The organism is Faecalicatena contorta, from assembly GCF_003149105.1.
In the GTDB taxonomy this organism is placed as follows: Bacteria; Bacillota; Clostridia; order Lachnospirales; family Lachnospiraceae; genus Muricomes; species Muricomes contortus_C.
Window position 1 is genome coordinate 49,142 of sequence record NZ_QGDS01000008.1, and the last position, 14,202, is coordinate 63,343.

Genomic DNA, 14,202 nt, shown 5'->3' on the forward strand with positions numbered 1-14,202 from the left:
GTAGGTCATGACGTTGGATGGGAATGATTTAAAGAAAAATCCGGAAGAAGAGATGATAGAGGAGCAGACGGCAGAGGGGCAGGAAATAGAAGAAAACAAACTAGAGGAACAGCTTCGGCAAATGACAGAAGATGTGGAAATTCCAGAATCTCTAAAGCCTGAAAATATTGAAAAGCTGTTAGAAGAAAAAGGAAAACTAAAAAGATTCCGCTGGAAAACAGTCTATACGGTTGGAGCAGCTGCGGCGTGCTGTGCTCTTGTCATAGGAATTGCAGCTTTTGGCGGATTATTTCAAAAGAATGAAGATACGGCAGGCAGCAGACCTGGAATGGCTTCTGCAGACAATGCCAGTGATGCGGGGGAGGAATCTTCTGCACCGGTATCGTCAGGGGACAGGGTCATTGCATCAGCAAAGAGCTATGATGAGGTGTACCAGTATATTGAAGCAGAGAGAAAAAGCCAGGAACAGTACAATAGTGAGACTTATGTTACGGAAAGCAGCAGAGATGAAGGGGCTGGTACGCCCGGAACAGGAAATACAGAGCGTGCGGCACAGGAAAGTAAGGCGGATTCATCGGCAACGAATGATGTTTCAGGCAATGGCTCTTACTCTGATACAAATATCAGGGAAGAGGGCGTTGGGGAAGGTGATATCGTCAAGACGGACGGTAAGAATTTGTATATACTAAATGGTCAGAGGATTCAGATTGTCAGCATTGAGAAGCAAGAGATGAAACAGATGGCAACAATCCGTCTTGAGGATGACCAGTATATTTCCGAAGTTTATGTAAAAGATGAAAAATTAATCCTTGTTTACACAAAAACAGAGTATGAAGATGGGAAAGAAGGATACGGAGGAACTTATAAGCAGTATACTGTTGCTGAGACGTACGATGTCAGCGATACTTCCAAACCTAAATCTATAGGAAAGATCACTCAGAGCGGCAGCTTTTATACCATGCGGGTATCCGGGGATGATGTATATATTCTGAGTAATTTTTATGCGGATACGGCAGCAGGAAGAACGGATATTGGCGCTTATATACCTCAGGTACAGGGTAAGGAAATAGACAGTAAAAATATTCTGCTTCCTCAGTATGTACGGGGAAATCAATATACGGTAATCTCCACATTTTCCCTGAAGGACCCAGGTGAGAAGAAGGACAATAAGGCAGTATTTGGAAATGCAGGGCTTGTATATGTAAGCAAGAATAATATTTATGTTTGTGAAGCATATTACAATTCCGCGGAATCTGATGTTACACAGACATGTATCAGAAAAGTAGCTTATAAGGATGGCAAACTGGAGGCAGTAGGACAGACCAGAATTAACGGTACACTAAACGATTCTTTCAGTATTGATGAATACAAAGGAAACCTCAGACTGGTGACAACAGTCAGTTCTACAGGAAATGGAAGTGGATTCCCTATCGTTCTGTTTAACGAAATAGCGCCTGCGGAGAATTCAACAAAGAAAGATACAAATTCTTTATACATTTTAGATGAAAAGTTGAATGAAACGGGAAAAATTGAGGGACTTGCAGAAGATGAGAGAGTATATTCAGCCAGGTTTATGGGTGATACCGGATATTTTGTAACATTTAAACAGGTAGATCCGCTATTTTCCGTTGACTTATCCAATCCGAAAAAGCCTAAGATTATCGGTGAGCTGAAGATACCTGGATTTTCAGATTATCTTCACCCTTATGGAGAGGGACTCTTACTGGGTGTTGGAATGGATGTAGATAAAACAGGAACTATGACTCAGGGAGTGAAATTATCCATGTTTGATATTTCTAATCCGAAGGATGTAAAAGAGGTGCAGAAGTATATATTGGAAGACAGTTATTCTACGGATATTTCTTACAATTATAAAGCAGCTTTAGTTAGTACGGACAGGAATCTGATTGGATTCTCGGCATATGGACAGGGGCAGAGCTATTACCTCTTTTCCTATGACAAGGAGAATGGATTCAAGAATATCTTCGAAAGAGAGCTGGGAGGATATTCTGAGGCGAGGGGTATCTATTCCGGAAACACTTTCTATATTGTGGCAGGAAATACAGTAGAGTCATATAATATGGACACATTTGATAAAATAGATGATATCGTGCTATGATGTCATTAAGAAAGCCAGCTTTTCCTTTAAAATAAGGGGAAGCTGGCTTTCTTTAATGTATTCATGGAACTAAAATACTGTATCTACTTCCATTTTGACCAGAGAGAATAAGAATGCTTAGAAGATATTTGACATATTTTATAATATTGACTATAATATACCTAACAAGGGAACCGTTGGCCAGAGCACACCTGACCGCCGGTAAAGTTAAAGTCTTAAAAGTAGCGCCTTAGTTTACCAGACAGAGGGTGCTATTTTTTATGTTTAAAAATCGCTATAACAAGGGTTATAACGGCACAAAGCATGATAATAAAAGTAAATAAATCACTGTATGTAACCATAAGCACCAGCCTCCTTTTTTGTATCCCGCGGCCAGTATAGCAACCTCAACGGTTCCCTGGGTAAGTATATTATTGTCAACGAATCATGAAGGTTTATCACAGCCTATAATGAAAATAGGTTTCCACTCCATTACTCCTTTGTCTTATAATAAATGTAAGCAGGATCAAGTTTGAGTGCACATTGGAGGATTTGCACCCCGTTTGTCAACGTAAATGTTTTGCCCTTGAGAACAACATATTGTCGCACCCCTAGTGGATAGCACGAGTAGCAAAGTCCGTATTATCTCGGGTAAATCTCCTGCTGATTCAAAAGATAGAAAGGAGTTCGCTTATGAAAGATTTATTAGAAATCTGTGCTGGTTTGGATGTTCACAAAGAAAAAATTGTTGCCTGTATACTTTTAGGTCCTCTTGGCAAACCCACTCATACTGAAATTAAGGAATTCTCTACTCTAATACCTGACATGGTTGCTTTACGCGACTGGATCGTGCAGTTCGATTGTCAGCATGTTGCTATGGAAAGTACTGGCATCTATTGGCAACCCATCTATGAAATTCTCGAAGACGCGTTTGCCGGACACATTACACTGCTTGGTGTAAATGCCAGACACATGAAAAGTGTTCCGGGTAAGAAAACTGACATGCGCGATTCTGAATGGATTGCAACCCTCCTTCGCGCCGGACTTCTCAATGGAAGCTTTATTCCAGACAAAAATATCCGGGAGTTTCGGCATATGAACCGCTACCGCAAAAGTATTATACGTGATATTACTTCTCAAAAAAATCGTGTTGAAAAGTTTCTTCAGAGCTCCGGCTTTCGCTTATCCTCATTCATTTCTAATATTTTTGGAGCTTCCGGCCGAGATATCATTTCCCATTTGATAGAATATGGGCAGATTGATAAGTCTGCATTAGATGCTTGTCTAAAGACAAAAACCCGTAACCGCATATCAGAAATCCTTGTTTCGGTCAACGGAACATTATCCGATCATCAAAAATCCTTTTTAAAAATGTTAATGGATCACTATGATTCGTTAAGAACTCACCTCTCTGAAATTGAAATAGCAGTTGCTGCAGAGATGGAACCCTTTGCCCTACAGGTGGATCAATTAAACAGTATTTACGGAATGGGTACTACCGCCTCTTGTGCTATCATTGCAGAAATTGGTGTTGATATGAGCCGCTTTAAAACAGCCGAACATATTTGCTCATGGGCTGGGTTATCCCCCGGGAACAACGAAAGCGCGGGAAAGCGTAAAAGTGCTTCGGTGACCAAAGGCAATCCATATGTGAAAACTATGCTTTGTGAAATTTCCCGGGTCATTGCCGGAAAACGTAACTCTTATCTTTCAGCCTGGTATTGGCGTATTAAGCAGAAAAAAGGTGCTAAGAAAGCAATTATTGCCCTCGCGCGTAAACTTCTCGTCATTATCTACACCATGCTCAAACAAGGAACTCTTTTTGACGAATCCTGCTTTGAGATTAGACGCAAAAACTGTGAGCAAAAACAATTGTCTCGTTACATTCACGAATTAGAAAAGCGTGGTTATCGAGTGGAGCACCAAATCTAAATATCCATTTTGGTTTCCCTATGGCAGTCAGTATACTGCTTTGTTTGCTGTGCCTTATGATTGTTGAAAACAATTATTGTCAATGTACAAGTTTGCTGACGAATATTTTATTTTCGTAGCAATGTACATGGGAAAATGTTTAATATTATCAAGGGTAAAAAGAAACGGATTATAATGAAAGAAGTGGCGAGAGTAATGAAGAAGGCGCTGTGAGCCTGCTAAGTACAGCCAAGCTGTACGGAAAGAATGAATATATAATAACATGGAATATGGGAAAAGGAGGGTATGCTAATAAAATAAGTGAAAAGAATATTAAAGTTGTGCTATAATCGTGAAAAGAGTTAGAAGAGATTTGAGTCGCGTTGTTTTAAGCCGGCTGATTTTTATATAACAGGAAATTATATTGTTTATTTTATGGAGGAAGTAAATCATGATTTTTGATACACATGCACATTATGATGATGAGCAGTTTGATGAGGACAGAGAGGAATTGCTATTATCCATGCAGGAAGACGGAGTCGGAACTATTGTTAATGCAGGTTCAGATGTGTCATCCTGGGAGGATATCCGGAACTTGACGGCAAGGTATCCTTTTGTGTACGGGGCAGTTGGAGTTCATCCTGATGATGTAGGCGAGTTGAACGAAGAGAACTTTAATCGGTTGAGAACGATTCTACAAGAAGAAAAGATAGTTGCCTTGGGTGAAATTGGTCTGGACTATTATTGGGATAAAGAGAGCCATGAGGAGCAGAAGGAGTGGTTCATCCGACAGCTGGAGCTGGCGAAGGAACTGGAAATGCCCGTGATTATCCACAGCCGGGACGCTGCGGCAGATACACTTGAGATTATGAAAAAATATGGGGGGAAACTTCAGGGAGTTATTCATTGCTTTTCTTACTCAGCAGAACTGGCAAGGGAGTATGTGAAGATGGGATTTTTTATTGGAATTGGTGGAGTAGTGACATTTCAAAATGCAAAAAAGCTGAAAGAAGTGGTAAAAGAGATTCCTCTGGAATTTTTAGTGCTTGAAACAGACTGCCCTTATCTGGCGCCGGTACCAAACAGGGGAAAAAGAAACTCTTCTTTAAACCTGATTTATGTGGCAGAACAGATTTCAGAATTGAAAGGGGTTTCTTACGAAGAGGTGGTTGCGCAGACAGAGAAAAATGCCAGGAGACTGTATGGTATGGAGTAAGAGTCTGATAATTTTTCCATAGAATAAAGTCTGCCATTTTCTTTATCATAAGCGGAATGCTTTTGCAGATTCCCCTTCTGATATATCAGGAAACTCCAGGTTTTAAGTTGCCCCATGGGTAAAAGTATATTATACTGATTCAGGAAACTGCGTTTTGAAGGAGGAGCTTATGAAGGAGCCCACATTAGGAAATCCACAGAATACAATAGCGGTTCTGCAGAAGTATCATTTTGTATTTCAGAAGAAGTTTGGACAGAACTTCCTTATAGATACACATGTATTGAATAAAATTATCCGTTCGGCGGAAATTTCCAGTGAGGACATGGTATTGGAAATCGGGCCTGGGATTGGAACAATGACTCAATATCTGGCACAGGCGGCAGGCCGGGTGACAGCAGTTGAGATTGACCGGGCACTGATTCCTATCCTGGAGGAAACGCTGGAAGATTATGAAAATGTAACAGTGTTGAATGAAGATATCCTGAAAGTGGATATAGCCGGACTTGCAGAGCGGGAGAATGGGGGGAAGCCGATAAAGGTTGTTGCAAACCTGCCTTATTACATTACGACACCTATTATCATGGGGCTGTTTGAAAATCATGTTCCTTTGAAAAGTATCACCGTTATGGTACAAAAAGAGGTGGCGGAGAGGATGCAGGTAGGGCCGGGAAGCAAGGATTACGGCGCACTGTCTCTAGCTGTACAATATTATGCAAAACCATACATTGTAGCAAATGTACCGCCTAATTGTTTTATGCCCAGGCCGAAAGTCGGTTCCGCGGTCATACGCCTGGACAGGTATGAAAAGCCACCGGTACAAGTGGATAATGAGAAGTTCATGTTTAAAATTATCAGGGCATCTTTCAATCAAAGAAGGAAAACCTTGGCTAATGGATTGAAAAATTCGTCGGAGTTGGATTTTTCAAAAGAAGAGATAGAAACTTCCATACGGAGTCTCGGAAAGGGTGCAAGCGTACGGGGAGAAGCACTAACATTGGAAGAGTTTGCGGTATTAAGCAATACTTTAGGGCGTAACAGAGCGTAAAAATGTTACGTCCTAAAGCATGTTTTAGGGCATATTAAAGCAAAAACAGCCTGATTTTTGGAAAATATCTCTATTTTGGGCAAGTTCATAAAGATTTTATAGACATTTCATTGTATAAAAAGGGCTTTTTTAGTATAATAATTGAGTCGGACAAGTGAATAGAATGATAAAAGGAAAGGAGAGGTTTTATGGTAAAAATGAAAAAGGACATTGATAATATCTTTTTTGAAAACACCCCCAGGATTGAAGAGTTAGCTCGTATCTGTGAGGAGAACAATGCAATCGAAAAAGAGCTTTACACGAAATACGAGGTGAAAAGAGGCCTGCGAGACTTAAATGGTAAAGGCGTACTGGCAGGTTTAACAAATATATCGGATGTATGTGCCAGTAAGATTGTGGACGGGAAGGAAGTTCCCTGCGAGGGAAACCTCTACTATCGTGGTTATAATATCAAAGATCTTGTAAAAGGTTTTCTGGACGCGGAGCATCCGGGATTTGAGGAGACAGCGTACCTTCTCCTGTTTGGTAACCTGCCCAATGCGGTACAGTTAAAGGAATTTCAGGATATACTTGCAGAACGCAGAACGCTTCCTCCGAATTTTGTACGTGATGTAATTATGAAAGCACCAAGCCGGGATATGATGAATAGCATTTCCAGATGTATCCTGAACTTGTATTCTTATGATAAAAATGCAGATGACACATCGATTCCAAATGTACTGCGCCAGTCTTTGAATTTAATCAGCCAGTTCCCTATGCTCATGGTTTACGGTTATCATGCATATAATTATAGAAGAGGTGAAGACTTGTATATATATGCACCTTACCCGGAGCTGTCTATGGCAGAAAACATTCTCATGATGCTTCGTGAGGACAGGCAGTATACAAAGCTGGAAGCTCAGATTCTGGATATGGCCCTAGTGCTCCACATGGATCATGGCGGCGGTAACAACTCTACGTTTACAACTCATGTTGTAACATCTTCAGGTACAGACACTTATTCAACAATTGCGGCAGCCATGGCATCTTTGAAAGGGCCGAAACACGGCGGTGCCAATATAAAGGTAACGCAGATGTTTGAGGATATGAAGAGTAATCTGACGAACTGGGAAGATGACAGTCAGATACGCCAGTACCTGGTTGATTTGCTGGATAAGAAAGCTTTTGATAAAAAAGGGCTGATTTATGGAATGGGTCATGCAGTTTATTCTATGTCCGATCCAAGAGCGGATATTTTTAAAGCATTTGTTAAGAAGCTTGCAACAGAAAAGGGTTATGAAGCAGAATATGCCCTGTACGAGAAAGTGGAGAATATGGCGCCGGAGATTATCGGCGAGAAACGCAGGATGTATAAAGGGGTCAATGCGAATGTGGACTTTTACAGTGGCCTTGTGTATGGCATGTTGGATCTTCCGCCGGCATTATACACTCCAATATTTGCAGCAGCCCGTATTGTTGGATGGAGCGCGCACAGACTGGAAGAGCTTAAGAATGTAGATAAGATTATTCGCCCGGCATATAAGCCGCTTGCACCTTATCGTGATTACATAAAATTAGATGACAGGTAGATGTTGAGATGAAAGATGAATTTTACTTCCCGTCGAAGGATGGAAATACAGAGATTCATACAATTGAATGGAAGCCGGAGGGCGAAGTAAAAGCTGTTTTGCAGCTTTGTCATGGAATGGTTGAATATGTGAACCGCTATGATGAATTTGCGGATTTCCTGTGCCGGCAGGGATACTATGTAGTTGGGAATGACCATTTAGGGCATGGGAAGTCTGTACAAAGTAAAACAGAATATGGATATTTTAACGAGAAGTATGGGAACGCGTGTATATTGGGAGATATGCATACGCTTCGCCAGCGGACAGCTAAAAAATATCCAAAGGTTCCTTATTTTATGCTGGGCCACAGCATGGGTTCCGCACTTGTACGTCAATATATCCAGATGTATGGCAATGGTTTGAGCGGCATTATCCTTATTGGTGTGGTATCAGATCAAAAACGTGCAGCACTGCGTCTTACAAAGCGCATGTGCCGTATTATGGCGGCTTTCAAAGGATGGCATTACCGCAGTAAGCTAATTGATAAGCTGGCTATAGGGGGGTATAATAAGGGTTATAAGCCTGCAAGGACCAGGACGGACTGGGTAACCAGTGATGTTCAGATGCTGGACATGTATGCGGCAGATCCCCTCTGCTCCTTCATGTTTACCGTGAATGCATATTATCATATGTTCGGTGGTATGCTTCAGATGCAGAAAAAAGAGAGTATCTATATGATACCAAAGATTTTGCCTATACTGATTGCTGCAGGAGCTGAGGACCCCGTGGGCGGGTTTGGCAAGGGAGTCAGGAAGATTTACGAGAAATATAAGGCAGCAGGCATCCAGGATGTTACTTTGCGGTTATATGCCGGGGACAGGCATGAACTGCTCAATGAGACGGACAGAAAACAAGTGTATGAAGATTTGTACGAATGGCTGGAAAGTAAAATATAATCTTAGCTGAAGTATGCTTTATATGAGGTGTTGATTTGGGAACAGGGCTTGACCTGTTCTCTTTTTATATAATAAGAAAATAAATTTAATAGATAACAAGTAACCTTATATGGTGAGTAATTGATAATAAGAAGCGTAAAAGAGACGTTTTTAATGAAATCACTCACCATTTGTGTTGTTTCTGACTGAGTTATTTGTTATTCAGGTTTGTAAGTGCAGCAGTTGAATCCCGCACAATCAATTCGGTATTTAACAGTACATGTTCAGTAGTGGCGGAGGGGGTTTCAATTAAATTAATTAGTATATTGCAGGCCTGCTGGCCAATCCTGCCCCGGGATTAGCGCATATGGATGCAGGTGGTTATACAGCTTTATATTTCCATGCGAAGCAAAGTGTATTCGGAAAAACTCCTGGAGACAGCCTGTATCCTCATATTGCATATGTTTATACAAGGCCGCCCAGACCAACAAAAGAAGAGGAAGAAGCCCTGAATGATCCGGGAACATATATTAAGATGAATTCCAGGGAGACTTATAATGTATATTGTCCGAATCCGATTCTCCGCGTTGAGAAGAATCCAACAGATATGACTCATTTACGGCCTGATTTATTTCCGGATAAAGAGAAGGAAAAATAATATTGAGATAATATACTGCAAAACAGCAGAATCCCCGAGAACCTTAGGTTCGCGGGGATTCTGTTGTTTTATAGTTATCTAAAGGAATGAGAGTAAAGTGCGACATCCTGGGTCTCCCCAAGATGTCTTTACTTTATGAGGGGGGAGATAGTTGTTTATCAACTATCTAAGACCTAGTATAAAAGAAAATTGTGTCCAAAATATGTTAGAAGTATAAAAGAAAACGAAAAATTATTATGAAACTCTTAAATCAATTGATATTCTTTAATAGTATGAATATGTAAAACCAATAGGCATTACACCAATTTAACAATCACCGTAAAGCCACTTATTTTCCCAACTCCTGAACAAATCTATATCAAAAACAGACATATCCGAATCATAAGGGCAACAAGGCTTTGGTTCAAATTCTGGAACACAACAAAAATCACAGTGATCATAATATGAATTATAAAGTGTTTTACCGCAGAAATCACATTGTTTTATATTCCATATAAAACAATCCATATCTTTATTATAGAACTGTCCATACATAGCCTTATCTAAATATGTCATTTTATAGGTCAGGACACGCTTGTACCACCTGCAATAATCATCAAACGCGTAAGCAGCAGCCTCAGATGATACATCAAAAATATATGATACATCTTCAAAACTTCTGCACTTGGAATAATGGATAGACATTCGTGGGGCTAATATGTAACTTGCAAAAGCATTCGCCTCCTGTTCATTACGCTCTGACTCGCCTGTATGCTGCATGACATGGTGTCCAAGTTCATGCATAAGGGAAAAGCGTACACGCCCTTTGGGGTTATTTGCGTTGTAAGCTATAATCCTTGAATTACCATCTCTGAATGCATCTTCTGAACAGCACATACACATTTCATACAACTCTTCATTCCGGTTCAAAAGTTCATCATAGGTAAATATCCTGTATCCGTAGTACTTTAGGAGTGCTATGCAATCTATAGGAAATGATTTTACATTGCATTCTGCAAAAACCTTGATAGTGGCTCCGAGTATTTGATCGTTATCCAAATAAATCAGTCCTAACTTAATCTATTTCGGACAAAAGTTTGATTAATTTCATTTTTTGTTCTGTAGAAAATTCCTTTCCATTGCGGGCAATTAACAGTTCCACGTCTTCATAGGACGGTTCATAAGGAGTTGCTGGTGCCCCTTTGGACATTTCATCCAGTTGTTCTACTGTAATCCCTAAAGCTCTGCACATTGCTATTACATTATTAACATTAGCTTTCCCAGCACCATTTTTTAGTATTGTGTATACCGTCGTATATGGAAGTCCGCATTTTTCAGCAAAGGAGCGGGGATTGTATCCCTGTTTTTTAATTAATTCATTGAGTATTCTTGCCTTTTCCATGTATTACACCTCTTTCTAAGATGATTTGATTATATATGATAAATCAAAGAAAGTAAACAAAAATATTCGGAGAACCAAATGATTTTAAGTTCTACTCACGAAATATTCGTAATTTCGTATATTTGGTGTTGACAAAATATGAATATTCGAATATAATCGTGATATAAAGTTCGAACTTCCAAACATCAAGAAAGGAGGATTACATGTACAGCAATTTATTAAAGGCAATGAAAGAAAAAAAGATTACCTTTAAACAGGTGGCAGAACTTCTTGAATGTCAACTTAACACTGTGTCAGATAAGGCTAATGGTACTGTAAAGTGTGGATTTTCTATTGACGAAGTTCTACTAATTAAAAGAGTGTTTTTTCCAGAATATGAAATAGCATATCTGTTTGAAAGAGATATATAGCAGTAAAAACCAAACTCTTGTTCGATATTTGAAGTATATCATTATTAGAAACGAGAGTCAATGTAGTAATATTGCTGAATTTTAGAAGGAGGGCAAGCCATTGAATGAAAAAACGTGCGGGCAATGCAGACATTATGAATATTGTATGGAGTGTAGCAGAATGTATCCGTGCAGGGATTTTGTAAATGGCATACAAGAATACAGAGTTTTATATAAGAAGTGTTTTTAACAAAGGAGTGATACATTGAGAACCAGGAAAAAAATTAAACAGGACAGCCGTGACCATTATGCGGGGCTTGAGAATGAAACACCCCCCAAGAGGGCAGTGAAGACATTCAAGCGGAAGCCTTACCAGGCGGAGGTTATGATACAGCAGCAGGGCGGACAGATGGAACATAAGGATATGCTGGAATATCTGGCGGAGAAATATGAGATTGGAAAAGGAGTGGGTGCAGGTGGCAAGGATTGAGGAAAACTCAGTTACTAATGAGAATGACAAGAAAAAAGAGTATCTGCGGGGGTATCTGTGGCATGGACGCAGGATAAAGCGTATTGAGGCTGAACTGGAGGAGGTTCGCAGGATAAAAAAAAATCCATCCATGAACATTGACGGGATGCCACATGCACGTAGTCAGAAAGACTTATCCGGATATGTGGCGCATCTGGATGCTTTGGAGGAAAAACTTTACGAAGAGGGTGTTGGGCAGGTAAAGACTTATAAGGATATTTCATGGAGAATTGGTCAGCTGCAGAATGAAAATGAGCGTGATGTGATGTTTTACCGATACATAAAAGGGTTGAAATTTTGGGAGATTGCACAGCAGATGGGGTACGATGAGCGGCAAATCCATAGGTTTCATGGGAGTGCGTTGACACATTTGGATATACCGGAAGATGTCAGCTCATGTCAGTAATACCTGTGCTATTATGCTAACATCAGGAAGAGAAAGAAAGAGCAAGAAGATCGGCAAGGAGAACAAGCCGGATGATGCTTTAGAAAATAAGAACAACAGAGAAAAGATTGTTAAGGAGGGATGTGGGTTGATTGAAGTAAGTATCCTAAAGGATGAGATAAGAGTATTTGGCCATGCGGGTTATGCTCCATCAGGTCAAGATATTGTGTGTGCAGGGGTGGCAGCATTGAGTCAGACACTGGCCGCATCTCTGGATAATCTGGTAGAGGACAATCCAGAGTACACATTGGATTCAGGTGTGTTTATTTTAAAAACAAAGGATTTATCAGAAAAAGCAAAATTGTTGGTAGATTCTTTTTTTATTGGTGTCTGCGGCATTGCGGATACCTATCCGGATTACGTTCGGATTACATAATTTTGTCCGAAACTGACATTAAACTACAGTGAATGCTCTGGGCACGACGGTGAATGGAGTGGGCGCGGAAAGGAAAGTTATGAGAAACAAAACATACTTAGTAATGAGAGTAATAAAGATACCCTATAATCTGCAGCTATTTGCAGAGGGCGGAGACGGCACTGGGATTCATGGGAGTAATGGTGACGGAGCAGCGAGGGGCAGACACAGCCCAGGTGATAAGGAGGAGAAGGAACCTCTGACCTTTGAAGAATTTTTAAGGGGTGATGGCAATCAAGCGGAGTTTGACCGCCGGGTACAGAAAGCTATACAGACGGCAGTAACGAAAAAGCAACAGAAATGGCAGGCACTTACAGATGATAAACTTTCTGAGGCCGAAAAGCTCTCCAAAATGTCTAAGGGCGAAAGAGAAGAGTATAAGCGAAAGAAAGAACGGCAAGAGTTTGAGGCTGAAAAGACTGAATTTGAGAAGGTAAAACTTCTCATGGCAGTGAAAGAAGATCTGCAGAAACAGAATCTTCCAATCGTTTTTGCGGAATACATAGCATTCATTAAAGATGCCGGGAAAAGAAAGGATGCAATTGCGGGTATAAAGGAAACCTGGGATGCAGAAATCCAAGAGGCTATAAAATCCAAAGCAAGGCATGTAGTGTATTTGCCGGATAATATCACAGAAGAGCCGTTGTTACACGGAACTTTGGAACTAAATTATAGATTCTAGTTAAAGAAAGGGAAAAGAATATGAACAAAAAAGAATTAATGAATTTGCAGTTATTTGCAGAGGCAGTACAGGGAAAGAAAATTGTATATTTATACAGGATTAAAAGCGACGCGGCTACTACAGATGGTACACTGCTTGCCTTTACAACTGAGAATGGGCGGACAAAATCTAAAGATGCAGAAAGCACAGCTACAAAGGATGGGAGTATCCGAACACCGGGGACAGCAGAGGTAGAGGTCACAGCAACATCCATCCTTTCCAAGGGAGATACCATGATTAATGCTCTCGAAGATGCGATGGACAATGACCAGCTGATTGAAATATGGGAGGCTAATCTTGAGGAAAAAGCATCTTCTGGAGAGAACAAGTTTAAAGGGATGTATTTTCAGGGCTATTTAACAAGTTTTGAGAAGACTTCTTCTGCAGAAGATTTTACAGAAGTATCACTGACATTCGGCATTAATGGAGCCGGAAAACGTGGTGATGTAACTGTCACATTGGAACAGCAGGAAATTGCAGACTATGTGTTTGCGGATACACCAAAAGGCGAATAGGGAGGATATAGTACATGGAATTGACAATTAATGGTAAGGAATATGGTTTTAGGTTTGGGATTGGATTCGTCCGTAAATTGGACGGCAAGAACTCTTTTGAGAAGAGCGGAATCAAATTTGGAATGGGGTTAGAGTCGGAAATGCCTAAGTTGATTATGCGTGACGTTGTGGCGTTATCTGACCTGCTCTACGCTGCCAATGAAACGGAAACGCCCAGAATTAAACAGTCCGAGTTGGATGGGTACATTGACAACAAAGACACGGACATCGAAAATCTGTTTGACAGTGTGGTGACTGAGCTAAAAAAGTCAAATGCTACCAAGCTAAAGGTAGCGAATCTGTTGGAAGAGATGGAGAAGGAAGAGAAGAAAATAAAGAAAGCCTAACTTATGAGGAT

At 40.4% G+C, this 14,202-nt stretch carries 16 protein-coding genes; 14 read left to right on the forward strand and 2 right to left on the reverse strand.

The genetic code is table 11. From position 1 onward, the window contains the following. The first annotated feature begins 7 nt into the window (after nucleotides 1–7). The 7 genes from A8805_RS13690 (at nucleotide 8) to A8805_RS13720 (ending at nucleotide 9,410) form a co-directional block, all read left to right on the forward strand. Nucleotides 8–2,119 carry a beta-propeller domain-containing protein gene (locus tag A8805_RS13690; protein WP_242992398.1) on the forward strand — a complete coding sequence of 704 codons (2,112 nt, stop codon included), beginning with the start codon at nucleotides 8–10 and terminating at the stop codon, nucleotides 2,117–2,119. A gap of 672 nt (nucleotides 2,120–2,791) precedes the next feature. Beyond that, nucleotides 2,792–4,030 carry an IS110 family transposase gene (locus A8805_RS13695; protein ID WP_109712072.1) on the forward strand — a complete coding sequence of 413 codons (1,239 nt, stop codon included), beginning with the start codon at nucleotides 2,792–2,794 and terminating at the stop codon, nucleotides 4,028–4,030. A gap of 430 nt (nucleotides 4,031–4,460) precedes the next feature. After that, nucleotides 4,461–5,225: a TatD family hydrolase gene (locus A8805_RS13700; RefSeq protein WP_109712074.1), complete on the forward strand. Its 765-nt coding sequence runs from the start codon at nucleotides 4,461–4,463 to the stop codon at nucleotides 5,223–5,225. A 169-nt stretch (nucleotides 5,226–5,394) separates the two neighbouring features. Next, complete coding sequence (gene rsmA / locus A8805_RS13705) at nucleotides 5,395–6,270, forward strand: 16S rRNA (adenine(1518)-N(6)/adenine(1519)-N(6))-dimethyltransferase RsmA (protein ID WP_109712076.1); 876 nt, start codon at nucleotides 5,395–5,397, stop codon at nucleotides 6,268–6,270. A gap of 197 nt (nucleotides 6,271–6,467) precedes the next feature. Continuing rightward, nucleotides 6,468–7,838 (forward strand): citrate/2-methylcitrate synthase, encoded by a 1,371-nt coding sequence (locus A8805_RS13710; RefSeq protein WP_109712310.1) that lies wholly within the window; start codon nucleotides 6,468–6,470, stop codon nucleotides 7,836–7,838. Between the two features lie 8 nt (nucleotides 7,839–7,846). Continuing rightward, nucleotides 7,847–8,773, forward strand: a complete 927-nt coding sequence (locus tag A8805_RS13715) for an alpha/beta fold hydrolase (RefSeq protein WP_109712078.1) — start codon at nucleotides 7,847–7,849, stop codon at nucleotides 8,771–8,773. 346 nt (nucleotides 8,774–9,119) lie between these two features. Continuing rightward, the gene (locus A8805_RS13720; protein ID WP_109712080.1) at nucleotides 9,120–9,410 is read left to right on the forward strand and encodes a hypothetical protein; all 291 of its coding nucleotides are present in this window, start codon (nucleotides 9,120–9,122) and stop codon (nucleotides 9,408–9,410) included. Nucleotides 9,411–9,716: 306 nt separating this feature from the next. Here A8805_RS13720 and A8805_RS13725 read toward each other — a convergent pair whose 3' ends face one another. Both A8805_RS13725 and A8805_RS13730 read right to left on the reverse strand, forming a co-directional pair. Next, on the reverse strand, nucleotides 9,717–10,448 hold the full coding sequence (locus A8805_RS13725) for an ImmA/IrrE family metallo-endopeptidase (protein WP_109712082.1): 732 nt from the start codon (nucleotides 10,446–10,448) through the stop codon (nucleotides 9,717–9,719). Between the two features lie 16 nt (nucleotides 10,449–10,464). Then, complete coding sequence (locus A8805_RS13730; RefSeq protein ID WP_109712084.1) at nucleotides 10,465–10,791, reverse strand: helix-turn-helix domain-containing protein; 327 nt, start codon at nucleotides 10,789–10,791, stop codon at nucleotides 10,465–10,467. A 203-nt stretch (nucleotides 10,792–10,994) separates the two neighbouring features. Between A8805_RS13730 and A8805_RS13735 the strand changes: the two genes are divergently transcribed. The 7 genes from A8805_RS13735 to A8805_RS13765 all read left to right on the forward strand — a co-directional run bounded on the left by A8805_RS13735 (nucleotide 10,995) and on the right by A8805_RS13765 (nucleotide 14,191). Next, entirely contained in the window at nucleotides 10,995–11,201 is a 207-nt protein-coding gene (locus tag A8805_RS13735; protein WP_109712086.1) for a helix-turn-helix domain-containing protein, read from the forward strand. Between the two features lie 244 nt (nucleotides 11,202–11,445). After that, the gene (locus A8805_RS13740; RefSeq protein WP_109712088.1) at nucleotides 11,446–11,670 is read left to right on the forward strand and encodes a hypothetical protein; all 225 of its coding nucleotides are present in this window, start codon (nucleotides 11,446–11,448) and stop codon (nucleotides 11,668–11,670) included. Then, entirely contained in the window at nucleotides 11,630–12,115 is a 486-nt protein-coding gene (locus A8805_RS13745; RefSeq protein WP_109712090.1) for a hypothetical protein, read from the forward strand. Before A8805_RS13740 ends, A8805_RS13745 begins: the two co-directional genes overlap by 41 nt. Nucleotides 12,116–12,128: 13 nt before the next feature. Then, the gene (locus A8805_RS13750; protein WP_242992400.1) at nucleotides 12,129–12,530 is read left to right on the forward strand and encodes a ribosomal-processing cysteine protease Prp; all 402 of its coding nucleotides are present in this window, start codon (nucleotides 12,129–12,131) and stop codon (nucleotides 12,528–12,530) included. A gap of 103 nt (nucleotides 12,531–12,633) precedes the next feature. Continuing rightward, the gene (locus A8805_RS13755) at nucleotides 12,634–13,251 is read left to right on the forward strand and encodes a DUF4355 domain-containing protein (protein WP_207657702.1); all 618 of its coding nucleotides are present in this window, start codon (nucleotides 12,634–12,636) and stop codon (nucleotides 13,249–13,251) included. Nucleotides 13,252–13,271: 20 nt separating this feature from the next. Beyond that, on the forward strand, nucleotides 13,272–13,805 hold the full coding sequence (locus tag A8805_RS13760) for a phage major tail protein, TP901-1 family (protein ID WP_207657703.1): 534 nt from the start codon (nucleotides 13,272–13,274) through the stop codon (nucleotides 13,803–13,805). Between the two features lie 14 nt (nucleotides 13,806–13,819). Continuing rightward, nucleotides 13,820–14,191: a tail assembly chaperone gene (locus tag A8805_RS13765; protein WP_109712094.1), complete on the forward strand. Its 372-nt coding sequence runs from the start codon at nucleotides 13,820–13,822 to the stop codon at nucleotides 14,189–14,191. Nucleotides 14,192–14,202 lie beyond the last annotated feature (11 nt).